Origin of the sequence: Pseudomonas nicosulfuronedens (genome assembly GCF_005877905.1) — a bacterium.
GTDB classification, from domain to species: domain Bacteria; phylum Pseudomonadota; class Gammaproteobacteria; order Pseudomonadales; family Pseudomonadaceae; genus Pseudomonas; species Pseudomonas nicosulfuronedens.
In genome coordinates, this window is sequence record NZ_SWDV01000023.1 from 1 (window position 1) to 19,262 (window position 19,262).

General features: G+C 64.1%; 17 protein-coding genes. 14 read left to right on the forward strand and 3 right to left on the reverse strand.

Annotated elements, in window-relative coordinates:
• Positions 1-381: 381 nt before the first annotated feature.
• From FAS41_RS17535 to FAS41_RS17600, 14 genes are all read left to right on the forward strand, one after another.
• A complete protein-coding gene (locus FAS41_RS17535; RefSeq protein ID WP_138524474.1) occupies positions 382-1,791 on the forward strand; it encodes a polynucleotide adenylyltransferase PcnB in 1,410 nt (469 codons plus the stop codon).
• Positions 1,788-2,273: a 2-amino-4-hydroxy-6-hydroxymethyldihydropteridine diphosphokinase gene (gene folK / locus FAS41_RS17540; RefSeq protein WP_138524476.1), complete on the forward strand. Its 486-nt coding sequence runs from the start codon at positions 1,788-1,790 to the stop codon at positions 2,271-2,273. The genes FAS41_RS17535 and folK overlap by 4 nt, the downstream gene beginning before the upstream one ends.
• Before the next feature lie 141 nt (positions 2,274-2,414).
• On the forward strand, positions 2,415-3,212 hold the full coding sequence (gene panB / locus FAS41_RS17545; RefSeq protein WP_081520719.1) for a 3-methyl-2-oxobutanoate hydroxymethyltransferase: 798 nt from the start codon (positions 2,415-2,417) through the stop codon (positions 3,210-3,212).
• Entirely contained in the window at positions 3,212-4,063 is an 852-nt protein-coding gene (panC, locus tag FAS41_RS17550) for a pantoate--beta-alanine ligase (RefSeq protein ID WP_138524478.1), read from the forward strand. Before panB ends, panC begins: the two co-directional genes overlap by 1 nt.
• Before the next feature lie 122 nt (positions 4,064-4,185).
• Positions 4,186-4,566, forward strand: coding sequence for an aspartate 1-decarboxylase (gene panD, locus FAS41_RS17555; protein ID WP_017518923.1), 381 nt, complete (start codon positions 4,186-4,188; stop codon positions 4,564-4,566).
• A gap of 84 nt (positions 4,567-4,650) precedes the next feature.
• Positions 4,651-6,315: a glucose-6-phosphate isomerase gene (gene pgi, locus FAS41_RS17560; RefSeq protein ID WP_138524480.1), complete on the forward strand. Its 1,665-nt coding sequence runs from the start codon at positions 4,651-4,653 to the stop codon at positions 6,313-6,315.
• A 235-nt stretch (positions 6,316-6,550) separates the two neighbouring features.
• Positions 6,551-8,488 carry an acetate--CoA ligase gene (acs, locus tag FAS41_RS17565; RefSeq protein WP_138524482.1) on the forward strand — a complete coding sequence of 646 codons (1,938 nt, stop codon included), beginning with the start codon at positions 6,551-6,553 and terminating at the stop codon, positions 8,486-8,488.
• A gap of 82 nt (positions 8,489-8,570) precedes the next feature.
• Complete coding sequence (locus tag FAS41_RS17570; RefSeq protein WP_138524484.1) at positions 8,571-9,449, forward strand: oxygenase MpaB family protein; 879 nt, start codon at positions 8,571-8,573, stop codon at positions 9,447-9,449.
• A gap of 98 nt (positions 9,450-9,547) precedes the next feature.
• Positions 9,548-10,726, forward strand: a complete 1,179-nt coding sequence (locus FAS41_RS17575) for an acetyl-CoA C-acetyltransferase (protein ID WP_138524486.1) — start codon at positions 9,548-9,550, stop codon at positions 10,724-10,726.
• Positions 10,727-10,917: 191 nt separating this feature from the next.
• Positions 10,918-11,532: a response regulator transcription factor gene (locus tag FAS41_RS17580; RefSeq protein WP_045216783.1), complete on the forward strand. Its 615-nt coding sequence runs from the start codon at positions 10,918-10,920 to the stop codon at positions 11,530-11,532.
• A 100-nt stretch (positions 11,533-11,632) separates the two neighbouring features.
• Positions 11,633-14,761 (forward strand): DUF748 domain-containing protein, encoded by a 3,129-nt coding sequence (locus FAS41_RS17585; protein ID WP_138524488.1) that lies wholly within the window; start codon positions 11,633-11,635, stop codon positions 14,759-14,761.
• Positions 14,762-14,772: 11 nt separating this feature from the next.
• On the forward strand, positions 14,773-15,063 hold the full coding sequence (locus FAS41_RS17590) for a DUF2845 domain-containing protein (protein WP_138524490.1): 291 nt from the start codon (positions 14,773-14,775) through the stop codon (positions 15,061-15,063).
• Positions 15,060-15,383 (forward strand): DUF2845 domain-containing protein, encoded by a 324-nt coding sequence (locus FAS41_RS17595; protein ID WP_138524492.1) that lies wholly within the window; start codon positions 15,060-15,062, stop codon positions 15,381-15,383. The genes FAS41_RS17590 and FAS41_RS17595 overlap by 4 nt, the downstream gene beginning before the upstream one ends.
• Positions 15,384-15,456: 73 nt before the next feature.
• Complete coding sequence (locus tag FAS41_RS17600; protein WP_138524494.1) at positions 15,457-16,911, forward strand: rhomboid family intramembrane serine protease; 1,455 nt, start codon at positions 15,457-15,459, stop codon at positions 16,909-16,911.
• 63 nt (positions 16,912-16,974) lie between these two features.
• Here the strand turns inward: FAS41_RS17600 and FAS41_RS17605 are convergent, their stop codons facing one another.
• The 3 genes from FAS41_RS17605 to FAS41_RS17615 all read right to left on the reverse strand — a co-directional run bounded on the left by FAS41_RS17605 (position 16,975) and on the right by FAS41_RS17615 (position 19,187).
• Positions 16,975-17,172 (reverse strand): CsbD family protein, encoded by a 198-nt coding sequence (locus tag FAS41_RS17605; RefSeq protein WP_138524496.1) that lies wholly within the window; start codon positions 17,170-17,172, stop codon positions 16,975-16,977.
• Positions 17,173-17,224: 52 nt separating this feature from the next.
• On the reverse strand, positions 17,225-17,572 hold the full coding sequence (locus tag FAS41_RS17610; RefSeq protein ID WP_138524498.1) for a BON domain-containing protein: 348 nt from the start codon (positions 17,570-17,572) through the stop codon (positions 17,225-17,227).
• 193 nt (positions 17,573-17,765) lie between these two features.
• Positions 17,766-19,187 (reverse strand): DUF4013 domain-containing protein, encoded by a 1,422-nt coding sequence (locus FAS41_RS17615; RefSeq protein WP_138524500.1) that lies wholly within the window; start codon positions 19,185-19,187, stop codon positions 17,766-17,768.
• Positions 19,188-19,262 lie beyond the last annotated feature (75 nt).

Sequence of the window (19,262 nt, forward strand, 5' to 3'; positions counted from 1 at the left end):
ATCTGCATGACTACTGCTTGAAATTCACTGCCTGAAACTACGCTTCAAACCAAGACAACGAGGACGCTGGAGATGCACAAAAACAACAAGCCCGGTAATCATAATAAAAACAAAGCACGCACCTATTTGGGGGGGAGCCTCGGCTCCCCCAGTAGCTTTCGCTACACTCTCCCGCTCTCCTCCCGCAAGCCCCTTTCTTCAGTTTTCTTCATCATCCCACCCCACGATGCTAGAATCGCCGCGGCGCAGACGGCATTCGATTTGCTGCCATTTGTTTCAAGGCAGCGGCAGACACCCGCTATCCTCCAGGAAACGCCGTAATCAGGCGGCTTGCCGAGACCTGCGTATGCCATCCATACACCTATTCCCGATAGTGCACACATGCTGAAAAAGCTGATCCAGTCCATCCGATCCCCACTGCGCCGTCCGCGCGCTGTCCGCACTACTCCGGAAGTCGTTGGCAATCATCAGCACTCGCTGCGGCGGGAACAGTTCAGCAGGAACGCGGTGAACGTCGTGGAGCGCCTGACCAAGGCCGGCTACCAGGCGTACATCGTCGGCGGTGGCGTACGTGACCCGCTGCTGGGCATTCCGCCCAAGGACTTCGACGTGGCCACCAGCGCCACCCCCGAGCAGGTGCGTGCCGAGTTCCGCAACGCGCGGGTGATTGGTCGCCGCTTCAAGCTGGTCCACGTCCATTTCGGTCGTGAAATCATCGAAGTTGCCACCTTCCGCGCGAACCATCCGGTCACCGAAGACGATGACACCAACAATGCCCATGCCTCCCGCAACGAGGCCGGCCGCATCCTGCGTGACAACGTCTATGGCACCCTGGAAGACGACGCCCAGCGTCGCGACTTCACCATCAACGCCCTGTACTTCGACGTCACCGGCGAGCGTATCCTCGACTACGCCCACGGCGTGCGCGACATCCGCAACCGCCTAATCCGCCTGATCGGCGACCCGGAGCAGCGTTACCTCGAAGACCCGGTGCGGATGCTGCGGGCCGTGCGCTTCGCCGCCAAGCTGGACTTCGAGATCGAGAAGCACAGCGCCGCGCCGATTCGCCGCCTGGCGCCGCTGCTCAATGAAATTCCTTCGGCGCGCCTGTTCGACGAGATCCTCAAGCTGTTCCTCAGCGGCAAGGCCGAACGTACCTTCGAACTGCTCAACGAATACGAGCTGTTCGCCCCGCTGTTCCCGGCAAGCGCGAAGGCGCTGAAGGACGACCCCGAATACGCTGGCAAGCTGATGCGCCAGGCCCTGGCCAACACCGACGAGCGCATCCGCCTGGGCAAACCGGTCACCCCGGCCTTCCTGTTCGCCGCGCTGCTCTGGCCGGCCCTGCCCGCCCGCGTGCTGAAACTGCAGGACCGCGGCATGCCGCCGATCCCGGCGATGCAGGAAGCTGCCCACGAGCTGATCCTCGAGCAGTGCCGCCGCACCGCGGTGCCCAAGCGTTTCACCATCCCGATCCGCGAGATCTGGGACATGCAGGAGCGCCTGCCGCGCCGCCAGGGCAAGAAGGCCGATCTGCTGCTGGAAAACCCGCGTTTCCGCGCCGGTTACGACTTCCTGCTGCTGCGCGAGAGCGCTGGCGAGGAAACCGGTGGCCTCGGCGACTGGTGGACCGACTACCAGGAAGCCAGCGACGGCGAGCGCCGCGGCATGATCCGCAACCTGGCCAGCCAGCAGGAAGAAGGCGGTAGCGCCGCACCGCGCAAACGCCGCCGTGGCGGCAGCAACCGTCGTCGCCGCGGCCCACGTACCGAAGGCGCCAGCAGCGAATGAGCGAGCGCGTGTACATCGGGCTCGGCAGCAACCTCGCCGAGCCGCGCCAGCAGCTGGAAGCCGCGCTGAAAGCGCTGTCGCAGATTCCCGCCACCAAGGTGGCGGTGGTCTCGCCGCTCTACGCCAGCGATCCGCTGGGCCCGCCCGACCAGCCGCGCTACGTCAACGCCGTGGCGGCACTGGATACCGACCTGGAGCCGCTCGCCCTGCTGGACGCCCTGCAAACCATCGAGCTGGAGCAGGGGCGCGTACGCAAAGACGAGCGCTGGGGGCCGCGCACCCTCGATCTCGATATCTTGCTGTTCGGCGAGCAACTGATCGACGAGCCACGCCTGACCGTGCCGCACTACCACATGCACGCCCGCGCTTTCGTACTCTACCCGCTGGCAGACCTTGCACCGCAACTGCGTTTCCCCGACGGACGCACCCTGCCCGAGCTGCTCACCGCCTGTCCGTTCAGCGGCCTCGAGCGCCTGTCCTGATGCATGCTGCGCCCCAGGCGTGGGGCGCACTGGCAGTAACGCCGTAACAGTCCGGTAACACCTGCAATTGACTTAGCCTTTTTCGATCCGGACTATAGGGCCCCGTTTGCCCCTGCCCGGCGCAGAACCGAGGACACTTTCATGCCTGATGTCACCCTGACCACCCTGCAAGGTCTCAAGCAAAGCGGCGAAAAGATCGCGATGCTGACCTCCTACGATGCCACTTTCGCCCACACCGCCAGTCTGGCCGGTGCCGAAATGCTGCTGATCGGTGACTCCCTGGGTATGGTGCTGCAAGGTCACGACAGCACGCTGCCAGTGACCGTAGAGGACATGGCCTACCATACTGCCGCCGTGAAACGCGGTAACAAGGGCGCGCTGATCGTCACCGACCTGCCGTTCGAATCCGGCACCTCGCTGGACCAGCTGCTGCGTGACTCGGTGAAGGTCATGCAGGCCGGCGCCCACATGGTCAAGCTCGAAGGCGGCGCCTGGCTCGCCGAGCCGATCATCCGTCTGGCCCAGATGGGTATCCCGGTGTGCGCGCACCTGGGCCTGACCCCGCAGGCCGTCAACCTGTTCGGCGGCTTCAAGGTCCAGGGCCGCCAGGAAAACCAGGCGCGCCAGCTGCGTGCCGACGCCATCGCTCTGGAGCAGGCCGGTGCCGCCGTGCTGTTGCTGGAATGCGTGCCGTCCGCCCTGGCGAAGGAAATCACCGAAGCCGTGAAGATCCCGGTCATCGGCATTGGCGCAGGCGCAGGCACCGACGGCCAGGTCCTGGTGATGCACGACATGCTCGGCCTGTCGTTGTCCGGACGTTCGCCGAAGTTCGTGAAGAACTTCCTCGAAGGCCAGCCCGACATCCAGTCCGCTTTCGCCGCCTACGTGAAGGCCGTGAAGGACGGCACCTTCCCCGGCCCGGAGCACGGTTTCGCCTGATGAATACAGTCAAGACAGTCCGCGAGCTGCGCGCCGCCGTGGCGCGCGCCCGTAGCGAAGGCAAGCGCATCGCGCTGGTGCCGACCATGGGCAACTTGCACGCCGGCCACGCCGCGCTGGTGACCAAGGCCAGCCAGCGCGCCGACTTCGTGGTGGCGAGCATCTTCGTCAACCCGCTGCAATTCGGCCCCAGCGAAGACCTGGACAAGTACCCGCGCACCCTGGCGGCGGACCAGGAGAAGCTGCTCAATGCCGGCTGTCACCTGCTGTTCGCCCCCACCGTCGAGGAAATGTACCCCGACGGCATGGACGGCCAGACCAGACTGCATGTCACCGGCGTCTCCGAAGGGCTGTGCGGCGGCAGCCGTCCGGGCCACTTCGACGGCGTCGCCACCGTGGTCTGCAAGCTGTTCAACATGGTCCAGCCCGATATGGCGCTGTTCGGCGAGAAGGACTTCCAGCAGCTGGCGGTCATTCGCAAGCTGGTGCGCGACCTGAACCTGCCGATCCAGATCTTCGGCGAAGCTACCGTGCGCGCCGAGGACGGCCTGGCCCTGTCGTCGCGCAACGGCTACCTCACCGAGGAGCAGCGCGCGCTCGCGCCAGTCCTGCAACGGACGCTGAAACAACTGGCCGAGCGTATCCGCCAGGGCGAGCGTGACTTCCCCGCGCTGCTGTCCGAGGGCTGCCAGCAGATCGAAGCGGCCGGCCTGCGCATCGATTACCTCGAGGCCCGTGAGTCCGCCGGCCTGCGCCCGGCCACGGCGCAGGACCATCAGTTGGTGATCCTGGTCGCCGCCTTCCTGGGCACCACCCGGCTGATCGACAACCTCGCCTTCCACATCGACTGATTCCTCGCCCGACACCCGAATATTCGCCTCGAAGCCGCGCCAGTCGCGGCCTTGAGCGGCTTCGGGTGCTCGGGCATACTCGCCCCGCTCTCCTCGACCAGAAGAAAAACAGGAGCCACGTCATGCAGAGCATCATGCTCAAAGCCAAACTGCACCGCGCCGAAGTCACCCACGCGGTGCTCGACTACGAAGGCTCCTGCGCCATCGACGGCGAATGGCTCGATCTCGCCGGCATCCGCGAGTACGAACAGATCCAGATCTACAACGTCGACAATGGCGAGCGCTTCACCACCTACGCGATCCGTGGCGAGGAAGGTTCGAGGATGATTTCCGTCAACGGCGCCGCTGCCCACAAGGCCAAGGTGGGTGACCGGGTGATCATCTGCGCGTACGCTCAGTTCAGCGACGCCGAGCTGGAAGGCTACCAGCCACGCATGCTGTACATGGCGCCTGGCAACGAACTCAGCCACACCAGCAACGCCATCCCGGTGCAGCTCGCCTGAATCACTGGGAAGACTTGGAACCCCTTGGTCTTCCCAGGTTTCAAAGCCTCGATCAAACACGCACGTCTTACCCGAAGGTATGTCATGGAACACCACCTTACTCCGCTGGATGCCACCAAACTGGCGAGCTGGCAGGCGCTGGCCACCCACCGCCAGGATCTCCAGAACTTCACCATGCGCGAGGCATTCGCCGAGGACCCGGAGCGCTTCAAGCGCTTCTCCATGAGCGCCTGCGGTCTATTCCTGGATTTCTCGAAGAACCTGCTGCGCCAAGACACCCTGGACCTGCTGGTGAAGCTTGCGGAAGAGGCGAAGCTGGGCGAAGCCATTCAGGCAATGTTCCGCGGTGAGGTGATCAACGCTTCCGAGCGCCGCCCGGTTCTGCACACCGCGCTGCGTCGCCCCATCGGCGACAAGGTGATGGTCGATGGTGTCGACGTAATGCCCGACGTGCACCGCGTGCTGCACCAGATGACCGAACTGGTCGCTGCCGTGCACAACGGCCTGTGGCGTGGTTACACCGAAAAGCCGATCACCGATGTGGTGAACATCGGCATCGGTGGCTCCTTCCTCGGCCCGCAGCTGGTCTCCGAGGCGCTGCTGCCCTTCGCCCAGAAAGGCGTACGTTGCCACTATCTGGCGAACATCGACGGCAGCGAATTCCGCGAGATGACCGCCAAGCTCAACGCCGAGACCACGCTGTTCATCGTCTCGTCGAAATCCTTCGGTACCCTGGAAACCCTGAAGAACGCCCAGGCCGCCCGCGCCTGGTACCTGGCCCAGGGTGGCAGCGAGGCGGAGCTGTACCGTCACTTCATCGCCGTCTCCAGCAACAAGGAGGCTGCGGCGGCCTTCGGCATCCGCCCGGAAAACGTCTTCCCGATGTGGGACTGGGTCGGCGGTCGCTACTCGCTGTGGTCGGCCATCGGCCTGCCGATCGCCATGTCGGTGGGTATCAACAACTTCAAGGAGCTGCTGTCCGGCGCCTACAGCATGGACCAGCATTTCCTGACCGCGCCGTTCGAGAAGAACATCCCGGTGCTGCTGGGCCTGCTGGGCGTGTGGTACGGCGACTTCTGGGGCGCGCGCAGCCACGCGATCCTGCCCTACGACTACTACCTGCGGAATATCACCGACCACCTGCAGCAGCTGGACATGGAGTCCAACGGCAAGAGCGTACGCCAGGACGGCAGCCCGGTGTCCGCCGGCACCGGCCCGGTAATCTGGGGCGGCGTAGGCTGCAACGGCCAGCATGCGTACCACCAGCTGCTGCACCAGGGCACCCACCTGATCCCGGCGGACTTCATCGTCCCCGTGTCCAGCTATAACCCGGTGGCCGACCACCATCAGTGGCTGTACGCCAACTGCCTGTCGCAGAGCCAGGCCCTGATGGTCGGCAAGAGCCGCGCCGAGGCTGAGGCCGAACTGCGCGCCAAGGGTGTGGACGAAGCCGAAGTACAACGCCTGGCGCCGCACAAGGTGATCCCGGGCAACCGCCCGAGCAATACCCTGGTGCTGGAACGCATCAGCGCCCGCCGCCTGGGCGCGCTGATCGCCATGTACGAGCACAAGGTCTACGTGCAGAGCATCCTCTGGGGCATCAACGCCTTCGACCAGTGGGGTGTGGAACTGGGCAAGGAGCTGGGCAAGGCCGTCTACGGCCGCCTGGTCGGCAGCGAGGAAAGCGCCGCCGAAGATGGCTCCACCCAGGGCCTGATCGATTTCTTCCGCGGCCGTCACCGCGGCTGATAGGCAGTGGCCGGGTGCGCGCCAGCGCATCCGGCCATGCTCGCTCCCCTCGCAGCCCCCCCCTTCCCGTCTCCCGCACCGCACCTCGAACCGACGCTCAGCAACGGGTGGGACCTCATCCACCGGAACGTTCGCCCCTACCGATGCGTCGAAACTGCATGGACAACCCTTGAACCCGCCAGGCCTTGGATGCACCCTTGAGGGCATCTCGGCTCAACAACAACAAGGATTCCCCATGTACGAGATCAGCCTTCACCCCGTGCCGGAGGCCGTACGCAAGCGTGCCTACCTCGACAACGACGCCTACCAGCGCCTCTACCAGCAGTCGGTAGCCGACCCGGAAGCCTTCTGGGGCGAGCAGGCCACGGCCTTCCTCGACTGGTTCAAGCCCTGGCATTCGGTGCACCACGGCGATCTGGCAAAGGGCCAGGCAACCTGGTTCAAGGGCGGTCAGCTCAACGTCACCTACAACTGCATCGACCGCCACCTGGAACAACGCGGCGAGCAGGTCGCGATCATCTGGGAAGGCGACAACCCGGCCGAATCCGCCAACATCACCTACCGCAAGCTGCACAGCCATGTCTGCCGCCTGGCCAACGTGCTCAAGAGCCGCGGAGTGGAGAAAGGCGACCGGGTCTGCATCTACATGCCGATGATCCCCGAGGCCGCCTACGCCATGCTGGCCTGTGCGCGGATCGGCGCAATCCACTCGGTGGTGTTTGGCGGCTTCTCGCCGGACGCACTGCGCGACCGCATCAACGATGCCGACTGCCGTACCGTGATCACTGCTGACGAAGGCGTGCGCGGCGGCAAGTACATCCCACTGAAAAAGAACGTGGAAAAGGCCCTGGCCGACTGCCCGAACGTCTCCACCGTGGTGGTGGTCGAGCGCACCCAGGGCGAGATCCCGTGGGTCGAGGGCCGTGACATCTGGTACCACGAGGCGCTACGCGAAGTCAGCGAGGACTGCGCACCCGAGCCGATGGAGTCCGAGGACCCGCTGTTCATCCTGTACACCTCCGGCTCCACCGGCAAACCCAAGGGCGTACTGCATACCACCGGCGGCTACCTGCTGGGCGCGGCAATGACCCACAAGTACGTGTTCGACTATCACGACGGCGACATCTACTGGTGCACTGCGGACGTCGGCTGGGTCACGGGGCACAGCTATATCGTCTACGGTCCGCTGGCCAATGGCGCCACTACCCTGATGTTCGAGGGCGTGCCGAACTACCCCGACGCCTCGCGTTTCTGGCAGGTGATCGACAAGCACCAGGTGAACATCTTCTACACCGCGCCGACTGCGATCCGAGCCCTGATGCGCGAAGGCGAAGCCCCGGTGCAGAAGACCGATCGCAGCAGCCTGCGCCTGCTTGGCTCGGTAGGCGAGCCGATCAACCCGGAAGCCTGGGAGTGGTATTACAACGTGGTGGGCGAGAAGCGCTGCCCCATCGTCGACACCTGGTGGCAGACCGAGACCGGCAGCATCCTGATCACCCCGCTGCCCGGCGCCACCGACCTCAAGCCCGGCTCCGCCACCCGCCCCTTCTTCGGCGTGCAACCGGTGCTGCTGGACGAGCAGGGAAAGGAAATCGACGGTCCCGGCTCCGGCGTGCTGGCCGTGAAAGCCAGCTGGCCGAGCCAGATCCGCAGCGTCTATGGCGATCACCAACGGATGATCGACACCTACTTCAAACCCTATCCCGGCTACTACTTCACCGGCGATGGCGCGCGCCGCGACGAGGATGGCTACTACTGGATCACCGGCCGCGTGGACGACGTGATCAACGTCTCCGGCCACCGTATCGGCACCGCTGAGGTGGAGAGTGCGCTGGTCCTGCACGACTCGGTCGCCGAGGCCGCCGTGGTCGGCTATCCGCACGACCTCAAGGGCCAGGGCATCTACGCCTTCGTCACCCCCATGAACGGCATCGAGCCCAGCGACGCGCTCAAGCAGGAGCTGCTGGCGCTGGTGAGCAAGGAGATCGGCAGCTTCGCCAAGCCGGAAATGCTGCAGTGGGCGCCGGGCCTGCCCAAGACCCGCTCGGGCAAGATCATGCGACGCATCCTGCGCAAGATCGCCTGCAACGAGCTGGAAAACCTCGGCGACACCTCGACTCTGGCCGACCCCAGCGTGGTTCAGGGGCTGATCGACAACCGCCTCAATCGTTGATGTGCGCTACAGGCCAAGGGCGCAAAGATGCTAGGTTTACAGAACAGACCTGTCGTCCTTGCCCCGAGGCCTGTCCGCCGCAATGGAAACCGTCCGCCGTCACATCGAAAGCCAGGTACTCAGCCTGACCGGCCTCGCCCTGGGCGGGGTCGACTTCGAATCGCCCAAGGGTGACCCCGGCCTGTTCGGGCCGGACTCCATCAGTTGGAAAGTCCATGGCGACTTCAGCTCGATGCTCATCGGCGGCATCAGCGCCCTGCTCCTGCAAATGCTGCACCCGGCCGCGCTGGGTGGCGTCTGGGACCACTCCAACTTCCGCGCCGACATGCTCGGCCGTCTGCGCCGCACCGGGCAGTTCATATCCGCCACCACCTATGGCTCGCGCGGCGACGCCGAGAAGTTGATCGAGCGAGTGCGCCGCATTCATGACAACGTCCACGGCACCCTGCCCGACGGCACGACCTACGCGGCCAGCGACCCGGACCTACTGACCTGGGTGCACGTCGCCGAAGTCAGCTGCTTCCTCGCCTCGCACCTGCGCTACCTGAACCCGGACCTTTCCGGCGAAGAGCAGGACCGTTACTACAACGAGATAGCCCTCATCGCCGAGAGACTCGGCGCGAGGGAAGTACCCCGCTCGCGCGCCGAGGTAGCGGCCTATCTGCAACGCATGCGCCCACGACTGCGCTATGACGAGCGCACCCGCGAGGTAGTCAACGTACTGTTCAACGCCCCCGCACCCAGCTTCCTCGCCAAACCCTTCGGCCTGCTGATGATGCGCGCCGGTATCGACCTGCTGCCGGACTGGGCGACGGATCAGCTCGGCCTGAGCCTGGGCAGCCTGCAACGGCAGCTGATCCGCTCCAGCGTGAAGCGCAGCGTGCCCCTTCTGCGCTGGGCCGTGCGTAATGGATCGCTCCATCGAGCGCGCCGCCGCATGGGGCTGCCACCCCTGCGCTGAAACGTGACTACCCGGTTCGGAGGGTGGTGAGCCAGCAGCGAGCGTGCAACCATGACCGTTCGCTGCGGCCCCGCCGCTCCCGACAGAGGATTCGAGTCATGCAAGAAGTCGTCATCGTCGCTGCCACCCGTACCGCCATCGGCAGCTTTCAGGGTTCGCTTTCCGCACTGCCGGCCCATGAGCTGGGCGCCGCGGTAATTCGCACCCTGCTGCAACAGACCGGACTGGACCCGGCCCGGGTCGACGAGGTGATCCTCGGCCAGACCCTGACCGCCGGTGCCGGCCAGAACCCGGCGCGCCAGGCCTCGATCGCCGCCGGCCTGCCCAACAGCGTGCCGGCGATGACGGTCAACAAGGTCTGCGGCTCCGGTCTCAAGGCACTGCACCTGGCAACCCAAGCGATTCGATGCGGCGATGCCGACGTCGTCATCGCCGGTGGCCAGGAAAGCATGAGCCTCGCCCCCTACGTCATGCCCGGTGCCCGCACCGGCCTGCGCATGGGCCACGCCAAACTGATCGACAGCATGATCCAGGACGGCCTGTGGGACGCCTTCAACGACTACCACATGGGCATCACCGCCGAGAACCTGGTAGAGAAATACGGCATAAGCCGCGAGGAGCAGGACGCCTTCGCCGCCGAATCGCAGCGCAAGGCGAGCGCGGCCATCGAAGCAGGCCGCTTCAAGGCTGAAATCACCGTCATCGAGATTCCCCAGCGCAAGGGCGAACCACTGCGCTTCGACACCGACGAGCAGCCGCGCGCCGGCACCACCGCCGAGTCCCTGGCCAAGCTCAAACCGGCATTCAAGAAGGACGGCAGCGTTACCGCCGGCAACGCGTCGACCCTCAATGACGGCGCCGCCGCCGTGCTGTTGATGAGCGCCACCAAGGCCGCCGAACTGGGCCTGCCGGTACTGGCCCGTATCGCCGCTTACGCGAACGCAGGTGTCGATCCGGCCATCATGGGCATCGGTCCGGTCTCAGCCACCCGCCGCTGCCTTGAAAAGGCCGGCTGGCAGCTCGCCGACCTGGACCTGATCGAAGCCAACGAGGCGTTCGCCGCTCAGGCACTGTCCGTGGGCAAGGAACTGGGCTGGGATGCCGCAAAGGTGAATGTGAACGGCGGCGCCATTGCCCTCGGCCATCCCATCGGCGCATCGGGCTGCCGCGTGCTTGTCACCCTGCTGCACGAGATGCTCCGCCGCGACGCAAAAAAAGGCCTCGCGACGCTCTGCATCGGCGGCGGGCAAGGCGTGGCGCTGGCTCTGGAGCGGTAACAACCGCTGGCTTGCTGCGCAGAATTCACTCTGCGCAGCAAGTCTCCGCGCACGCTGGCAGGGCAACTCCCTCCCAACTTGATTCCCCGCATGCTTTCAGTCCTACGCATAGGAATATTCCGTAGGTGCTTGAACAACTGGTCTATCTTCAAGATCAATGCGCGCAATTATTCGGACTCAGGGAGTCAGTTATGAAGAAGCGTGTGGTGCTGATCGAGGACCACCCCGCAATGCGTTTGGCGATCCGCTCGTTGCTGGAGCAGGATCCGCAGTTCGAAGTCGCCCGTGAAGCAGCCGATGGCCATGGCGGACTGGATGCCGTACGCAAGGAACGCCCCGATCTGGTAATACTCGACCTCAACCTGCCCGGGATGGACGGTCTCGACCTGCTCGCGCGTATCCATATCTTCGACGAGAACATTCGCCTGCTGGTGCTGAGTTCGCAGGATGAACGCCTGTACTCGAGCAAGGTCGAAGCAGCGGGTGCGCATGGATTCGTCAGCAAGAACAAGGACACCAGTGCCATTCTCAACGCAGCGCGCATGCTGGTTTCGGGCTATCGCTGCTTCCCGGAAAAGGCCCTGAGCATCGACAAGAACACCGATCCGGTGGCCAGCCTCACGCCACGGGAGCTGGTCGTGTTGCGCAGCCTGGTGAGAGGCATGAGTAACAAGGACATCGCCGAGGAGTTGTTCCTCAGCCAGAAGACCGTCAGCACCTACAAGACGCGGATTCTTGAGAAGCTGAACCTGGAAAGCCTCGTAGACCTGGTCGAATTCGCCCGCACCCATCGCCTGAATGACTGACTGACATCACTGAAAACCGCGTCCGAAGGCGACTATCGAATCGAAGAATCACAGCCGTGCCATACTCCTGTGGCACGTCACGACGGAAACGACTCTCGCCATGCCCAAAGGATTGAAACGCGCCATCGGCGCGGTAGTGCTGTTGGTCCTCTTCTATTGCCTGCTGGGTTTTCTCATCCTGCCCGGCGTTGGCCTGCGGATAGCCAACCAGCAACTTGCTCACTACTCGACTGTTCCAGCGCGCCTGGAGCGTATCGAATTCAACCCGTTCAGCCTCGAGCTCACCCTCTGGGGCCTGCATCTGGGTGACGATGGGCAGGAACCGGTGCGCTTCCGTCGCCTCTACGCCAACCTCGAACTCGACAGCCTGTGGAAACGCAGGCTGCACCTCGCCGACGTCGAACTGGACGCACCTCACACCGAACTGTTGTTCGCCGAGAACGGCACGCTGAACCTGAGCAAGCTCTTCAAGCTGCCGCCCAGTGAGCCAGCCCCTGCCCAGGAAGAGCCCAGCGATCCCTTCCCGCTGCGCATCGACCGCATCCGCCTGGCCGAAGGCAGCCTGCACTTCCTCGACCGGCGCCCCAGCGAGCCGGTGGAGTTCGTCTTCGACCCGATGGGATTCGAGCTGCACAACCTCAGCACCCTGCCGGAGGACGGCGCGGAAATGACGCTGGTCGCCACCGGCCCCCACGGTGGCAAGCTCGACTGGAAAGGCGACCTGAGCATCGTGCCCTTCACCTCCAAGGGCAGCTTCACCCTCGACGGCGTGCCGCTGAAGGCCTGGTGGCCCTACGTGCGGGACAACGCACCGCTGAACTTGAACAACGGCATCCTCAGCGTGGCCTCCGACTACCACCTTGACCTCTCGAAAGGAACGCAACTCCTGCTGGACAAGGCTGCCATCAAACTGCGCGATCTTGACCTCAGTTCCCCCGAAGGCAAACCACTGGCCAAGCTCGCCACCCTGGATGTGGCCGAAACGACCCTGGACCTCGTCAAGCAGGAAGTGGTGGTCGGACAGATTCGCAGCCAGGGCCTGGAGGCCTGGGCAGCTCGCGAGAAGGACGGCCAGCTGGACTGGCAGAAACTCTTCGCCACCTTCAAACCCTACAAGCGCCCCGAGGAGCCCACGCCGCAGGCGCAGGCCGCTCCCGAAGCCGCCCCCGCAACAGTGGCGACTGCGCAGCCCGAGAAGGAACAGCAGGCCTCGAACGAGCAACCGGAAGCCAAGCCCAGCGCTCCTGCCAAGGCGGCCCAAACCGAGCCATCCAAACCGGCAGTTCCATCCACACCGGAGGCCAATCCGGAAGCCAAGGTCGCCGAGGCCGACAAGCCTGCGCAGACGGCCGAGGAGAGCAAACCGGCCGAGCCGCCGAAGCCATGGCATGTCGTTTTGCGCGACACCCAACTGCGCGGCTACAAAGCACACCTGGCTGATCGCGTCCCAGGCAAGCCGGTAAACCTTGAAGTCGGCCCGCTGGACCTGGACCTGCAGAATCTCGACAGCGGCCTGACCTCGCCACTGCAGCTCAAGCTCAAGACCGGCCTCGGCCCGCGCGGGCAGGTCGAAGCCAGCGGCCAGGTCATCCCCAACCCGGTCAGCGCCAGACTGAAGGTTTCGACCCGCGATATCGACCTGCGCGTCGCGCAGGCCTACATCGATCCGTTCATTCGCCTGGAACTGCGCAGCGGCCTGCTGTCCAGCGACCTGGACGTCGACCTCAAGGGCACCGACCCGCTGGCCTTCAGCGTCAACGGCAGCGCCCAGGTCACCCAGCTGCACACGCTCGATACCCTCAAGAGCCGCGACTTCGTCAAATGGACCAAACTGACCCTCGATGGCCTGGCGTACAAGCATGGCGACAGCCTGGTGATCCAGACTGTCTCGCTGGAAGAGCCCTATGCGCGCTTCATCATCAACGAGGACCGCAGCACCAACGTCAGCGAGCTCATCATTCCACAACCCGAATCCGCATCGTCTTCGGCGAACAAAGGCAATGGTTCAGGCAGCAATAGCAAGCCGCTAGGCATCCGTATCGGTGGCGTGAAGATCAACAACGGTTCGGCCAACTTCGCCGACCTGACCCTGCGCCCGGACTTCGCCACCGCCATCCAGCAGCTGGGCGGCGAGATCGGCACCATCGACAACCGCAATCCTGCCCCGGCCTCGGTGGACGTGAAGGGCAAGGTCGACAAGTACGCGCCGGTCACCATCAAGGGCAGCCTCAACCCGTTCTCGCCGCTGGAAAAGCTGGATATCGCCACCAGCTTCAAACGCGTCGAGCTGACCACCCTGACGCCGTACTCCGGCAAGTTCGCCGGCTACCGCATCCGCAAGGGTAGGCTGAATCTGGACCTGCATTACCAGATCACCCAGGGCAAGCTCAAAGCTGACAACAAGGTGCTGGTCGAACACCTGCAGCTGGGCGAGAAGGTGGACAGTCCCGACGCCGTTGACCTGCCGGTGAAGCTGGCGATCGCCCTGCTCAAGGACGCCAACGGCAACATCGACATCCAGCTGCCGGTGGAAGGCGATCTGAACAACCCGCAGTTCAGCGTCATGCCTATCGTCTGGCAGACCCTGCGCAACCTGGTGGTGCGCGCGGTGCAGGCGCCGTTCAACTTCATCGCCGGCCTGGCCAGCGGCGGTGGCGGGCCGGACCTGAGCAACGTGGCGTTTGCCGCCGGCTCCAGCGAACTGGACGCCAGCGCCCAGGGCAATCTCGACAAGTTGGCCGCGGCCCTCAAGCAGCGCCCGGCCCTGAAACTGGAGGTCGAAGGTGTCGCCGCTGCTGCCAGCGATGGTCCGCTATTGGCCGACAAGCGTCTGCAGCAGGAATACCAGAAGAACTACTACAGCATGTTACAGCGCCGCGGCGACAAGGTGCCCAGCGATGCCAGCCAACTCGAGGTCCCCGAGGACCTGCAGCCGATCCTGCTCGAAGGTGTCTACCGCGCACGCCTGAAGAAACAACCCCCAGCGGAATGGCAACAACTGAGCAAGGACGAGCGCTCGGCGAAGATGCGCCAGGCCGTGTTGGACTCCTGGAGCGACAGCCAGTTGCTGCTGCGCAAGCTCGGTCAGGAGCGCGCAACGCAGATCAAGGACTACCTGGTCGCCAAGGGTGGCCTGGGTGACGACCGCATCTACCTCATCGACGTCAGCTTCGGCGAAGCGGAGAATGGTGGAAGTGTGGCCACCCAGCTGCACCTGGATAGCGAATAAGGAGTCGTTCGATGAAAGCCCTGACCTGGATGTCCTGCGCCCTGCTGCTTTGCGCGGCGGGCGCCCAGGCGGAAAGCATGCGCTGCGGCAGTTCCCTGATCAACGCCGGCGACCGCGCCTGGGAAGTCGAGCAGAAGTGCGGCGCGCCGGATCACCGCGATGAAGTCGGCTATACCCTCGGCGGCTACGACCGGCGCGAGTATCGGGTCGAAGAGTGGGTCTACGGCCCGCGCAATGGCACCAGCTACATCCTCACCTTCGAAGCCAACAAGCTCAAAAGCATCGAGTTCAAACGCAATTGAAGACGCCTCTCGTACTGCGCCTGGCGGTCCTGCTGCTGCCCCTCGCCCTCACCGCCATTGATGCACAGGCCGCCAGCCTGCGCTGCAGCAGCAAGCTGATCAGCACCGGCGATGTCACCAGCGATGTGCTCAGCCGCTGTGGCGAACCCGTCAGCCGTTCCTTCCTGGGCTACAAGCAAGTACCTGGCCCGCGCTATGGCGAGTCCATGGAGGTGGCCGTGGAGGAATGGATCTACGGGCCCTGGAGCGGCATGCTGTATTTCGTCCGCTTCGAGGGCAACCGCCTGAGCGACATCCAGAGCAAGCGCAGCGGCAACTGACAGGCGTACTGGCGAGATGCTAGTCTCGCCGCCACTCACGCACTCACGCCATTCGGGCCAAGGACCGGTCGCCATGGTTATCGTCCCCGCCGAGCACCCGCTGGACTGGAAGAAACCTCCCGTCATCACGCTGCTGCTGATCATCCTCAACGTCCTGATCTACTTCGGCTACCAGGGTGGCGATAGCACCCGGCGTGAAGAAGCCGTGCGCATCTACCTCGAACAGGATCTGCTCAGCCATGAGCGGCCGTTGTTCAGCGCCTCGCTGGAGCGCCGCGACCAGCTGGAAGCCGATCAGCAGCGCGCCCTCGAAGCCCTTCCCCGTCAGACGTTGGCCTGGTTGGTACTCTCGGACCTGGAGTTCGGCCATGAGCTGCGCGCCCTGCCCTCCTTCCAGCAGGACGCCGCCTGGCAGGCCTCGCGCCTCAAGGCGGAAACGGCGCGCGACCAGACCAGCAGCCTGCGCTTCGGCTTCATCCCCGAGCGCTTCACCGTCCAGGGCCTGTTCGGCTCGATGTTCCTCCACGGCAGCTTCTGGCACCTGGCCGGCAACATGGTGTTCCTGTTCATCTTCGGCTTCGCCCTCGAGGCGGCACTGGGCCGGGCCCTTTATCTGGGCCTCTACCTGTTCAGCGGCCTGTGTTCCGGCCTGCTGTGGTGGGCGCTCGATCCTTCATGGGTGCCAGGCATTGGTGCCTCGGGCGCGATTTCCGGCCTGATGGGCATGTACATCGGCGTCTATGGCCTGCAGCGCATCCAGTTCTTCTACTGGCTCGGGCCCCTGATGGGCTATCTCAAGGCCCCGGCGCTGTGGATCCTGCCGCTGTGGCTGGGCAAGGAACTGTTCGGGCTGGTCCGTGCCGCCGACCACGTGAACTACTACGCGCACATCGGCGGATTGATCTCCGGCTTTCTCGCCGTCTGGCTGCCGCGCAAGCTGGGGCGAATGCCGGTTGACGAGGCGTACCTGAGCAAAGAGGACCCGGAAGCTCCCTTCAAACGCGCCCTGGCGTCGCTGGACGATCAGATCGGCCGCTTCGCCCTCGACCAGGCGGCCGCACGCGGCCCGGAGCTGCTACGGCAGTTTCCCGGCCAGCCGGTACTGGTCGAACGCCTGTACGGCGTAGCCAAGGGGAGGCAGGACCGCGCCCTGATGAGTGAAACCCTCAAGCAGTTGTTCGCCCTGCCGCCTTCCGCCGCAGCCGATGCGCTACTGCGCCGCCTCGCCGAGGAAAGTGCGGCCAGCGACGCGGGTCTGCTGGCCCACCCGGCGATTCAACTGCACCTGTTGCGGAAACTGCTCCAGCGCAATGAGTCCGCCCAGGCACTGAACAGCTGGCGTCGCCTGTCGCGCTCCGGCCAACTGCCTGAACCGCTGCCCGGCCTGACCCTGCAACTGGCCAAGCAGATGGGCCAGAAAGGCGACTTGCAGGCTGTGCGCGAGCTGTCACGCTTCCTCCGCCAGCATTACCCGGATGCCGATACAACCCGACAACTGACGATCTACCAGCAGCATCTCGCGCCCTGATCCGCCCATGAAAAAGCCCCGTCGGCGAACCGGCGGGGCTTGGGTCATCCCTGTGTCTGGGCGCTACAGACGGCGGCTGAAGTCGCGGACTTCGTCTTCCGCTTTTTCGCGGGTCCAGCCGTAGCGTTCCTGCAGTTTGCCGACCAGGTATTCGGCGTGTCCATCCGCCGCCTGCAGGTCATCGTCGGTGAGCTTGCCCCACTTTTCCTTGAGCGAGCCAGAAAGCTGCTTCCACTTGCCTTTGATGATGTCGTTGTTCATCGCGATTCTCCTCGAAGGGTCAGTTGGGGTAAGCGAGGGTGAGCGCGCGCCCTTACTCGACCGACTTCAGTCCGTCAGCGGACACGGCAGTCACGCCTTTGATGCCTTTGGTGGTCTGGATGGCCAGTTCCTTCTCGGCATCGGTTTTCACGTTACCGGACAGGGAAACCACACCTTTGTTGGTTTCGACCTTGATGTTGGTACCGCTGATGTCCTTGTTGGCGATCAGGCTGGATTTGACCTTGCTGGTGATCCAGGTATCGGAAACCGCCTCTTCAGTTTTCTGGACGGTGTCATTGGCGGCCAGAGTCGTCGGCTGGGCGAACACCGCGTTGGCGAACGAGAAGCTCAGGGCGGTAGCAGTGGCAGCGGCAAGGGCCAGTTTGTTGAAACGTTTCATGGCGGTTTCTCCTGAATTATTGGAAAACTGCGGCCCGTTCCTGGCAGCAGTTGCACAAGGACTATCGCAAGGCCTGTGCCAGCTTTTTAAATTCAGTAAAAACCTTATAAATCAATAGATTACAAAAAACACAAAGCAACCATTCGCTTGCAGTTTGCAAAGCCTGCCGTTGCGCTCCATGCAGGATGCACGATCAGCCGCTGGCACTCTTGCCCAGCTTCGCCAGCACGGCCTCCAGCTGCACCACCTCGCCCATCTGCTCGAACGCCGGATAGCGTTGGCGAATGAAGGCCAGCAACTGCTGCGCAGGTTCCACCTGGCCCAGCTCCTCGGAGAATGCCCGTGCCGCCATCAGATAGGCGCGAGGAATACCCGGGTAGTCAGGGAAGCGCTTGTGCAGGTTACGCAGCAAGCTCAGCCCCTCGCGGGCCTTGTGCCGTTCGATCAGGACTTCAGCAATGCGCTCGCAAATGCTTGGGTCCTCCGGCAGGTAATCTGCCTGCAGCTGCCGGGCATTGAGGAAGGCACTGGCGGCTAGCTGCGGATTGAGCCGGCCGGCCAGGCTCAGATAGTGGGGCAGATGGTTCAGGCACTCGGCGCGCTCGTTCAAGGCGAAGAGCAACTGGTGATAACGCTCGTTCAGCTTGAGGTCCTGGCGACCTTCGCGCAGAGCGGCGACCAGAATCTCCAGGGCGGCACCGGTCTGCCCCTCCTTGACCCGCACCTCAGCCTCGGCCAGCGCCTTGCGACGGTGCCATTCCGGCGCAGCAAAGCCGGCGGGAGTGTCCTCCCCGGCGGAAACGTAGCCCAGTTCGCCCTGATACTGGAACACGGCATAGCCCATCATGGCGCACATCACCACGGCGAAATACCCCGTCAGCCCCGCCACCACCGGGACCATCACCACTCGCGGCAGCCCGTTGGAGAGCAGCCAGCCGACATAGGTGGGCGACTGCCAGAGAATGAACAGAAACACGCAGAGAATCAGGTAGCGCCAACCCATGGCTGCGATCACCTGCCCCACTTCACTGGGACTGAGCGCGGCGCCCAGGCTCTTGTCCAGGGATAGCCGGATGATGCTTGCCGGCAGCACCAGCATGATGGTGATGTTGGCGACCCAATAGACGGCCTCGCTGTGGAAGTCGGCCGCCAGCCATAGCAGCACCAGGGCGATCAGGAACACCGCCAGCTGCTGGAAGAAGGTCCGCAGGCTATCGGCACTGAAGGCTTCGAGCAGGCCCGGAGCGTCCTGGCCGCCAAAGCTCGCGGCTTCGATCACGCTGTGCAGGTACTTGGTCGCCACACTGAGCAACGCAACCCAGAGCACGATCATGGCCGGCATGAACACGCAGGCCAGTGCCAGCAGGGCGCAGAAGGCCAGCGGTCCGGCCTGGAAGCCGTAAGCGAAGAATTTCGGCAGGCGCTCCCAGAAGGGTTGCGCTGTATTGGCCGCGCCAAGGAAACGCAGGTGTCCGCGGCACAGGGGGCACGCCGGCGCATACTCCGGAGCATCGGCATTGAGGGGAATGCAGCAGTCGCCGTAATGACGCTCGCAGGGCTGGCAATGCCAGGTCGCGGGCTGGGCACTGTGGTAGTGACAGTAACGCTTGTCCATCTCGGGGCATCCTTGGAGCGAGATCGGCGAATAGCGCATTTTCAAGGCAAAAAAAGAGGGCCCGCAAGGGGCCCT

What these genes read in the sequence shown, in the direction of transcription:
- FAS41_RS17535 (WP_138524474.1), top strand. Translation starts at nt 382, where the DNA reads ATGCTGAAAAAGCTGATCCAGTCCATCCGATCCCCACTGCGCCGTCCG.
- folK (WP_138524476.1), top strand. Translation starts at nt 1,788, where the DNA reads ATGAGCGAGCGCGTGTACATCGGGCTCGGCAGCAACCTCGCCGAGCCG.
- panB (WP_081520719.1), top strand. Translation starts at nt 2,415, where the DNA reads ATGCCTGATGTCACCCTGACCACCCTGCAAGGTCTCAAGCAAAGCGGC.
- panC (WP_138524478.1), top strand. Translation starts at nt 3,212, where the DNA reads ATGAATACAGTCAAGACAGTCCGCGAGCTGCGCGCCGCCGTGGCGCGC.
- panD (WP_017518923.1), top strand. Translation starts at nt 4,186, where the DNA reads ATGCAGAGCATCATGCTCAAAGCCAAACTGCACCGCGCCGAAGTCACC.
- pgi (WP_138524480.1), top strand. Translation starts at nt 4,651, where the DNA reads ATGGAACACCACCTTACTCCGCTGGATGCCACCAAACTGGCGAGCTGG.
- acs (WP_138524482.1), top strand. Translation starts at nt 6,551, where the DNA reads ATGTACGAGATCAGCCTTCACCCCGTGCCGGAGGCCGTACGCAAGCGT.
- FAS41_RS17570 (WP_138524484.1), top strand. Translation starts at nt 8,571, where the DNA reads ATGGAAACCGTCCGCCGTCACATCGAAAGCCAGGTACTCAGCCTGACC.
- FAS41_RS17575 (WP_138524486.1), top strand. Translation starts at nt 9,548, where the DNA reads ATGCAAGAAGTCGTCATCGTCGCTGCCACCCGTACCGCCATCGGCAGC.
- FAS41_RS17580 (WP_045216783.1), top strand. Translation starts at nt 10,918, where the DNA reads ATGAAGAAGCGTGTGGTGCTGATCGAGGACCACCCCGCAATGCGTTTG.
- FAS41_RS17585 (WP_138524488.1), top strand. Translation starts at nt 11,633, where the DNA reads ATGCCCAAAGGATTGAAACGCGCCATCGGCGCGGTAGTGCTGTTGGTC.
- FAS41_RS17590 (WP_138524490.1), top strand. Translation starts at nt 14,773, where the DNA reads ATGAAAGCCCTGACCTGGATGTCCTGCGCCCTGCTGCTTTGCGCGGCG.
- FAS41_RS17600 (WP_138524494.1), top strand. Translation starts at nt 15,457, where the DNA reads ATGGTTATCGTCCCCGCCGAGCACCCGCTGGACTGGAAGAAACCTCCC.
- FAS41_RS17605 (WP_138524496.1), bottom strand. Translation starts at nt 17,172, where the DNA reads ATGAACAACGACATCATCAAAGGCAAGTGGAAGCAGCTTTCTGGCTCG.
- FAS41_RS17610 (WP_138524498.1), bottom strand. Translation starts at nt 17,572, where the DNA reads ATGAAACGTTTCAACAAACTGGCCCTTGCCGCTGCCACTGCTACCGCC.
- FAS41_RS17615 (WP_138524500.1), bottom strand. Translation starts at nt 19,187, where the DNA reads ATGGACAAGCGTTACTGTCACTACCACAGTGCCCAGCCCGCGACCTGG.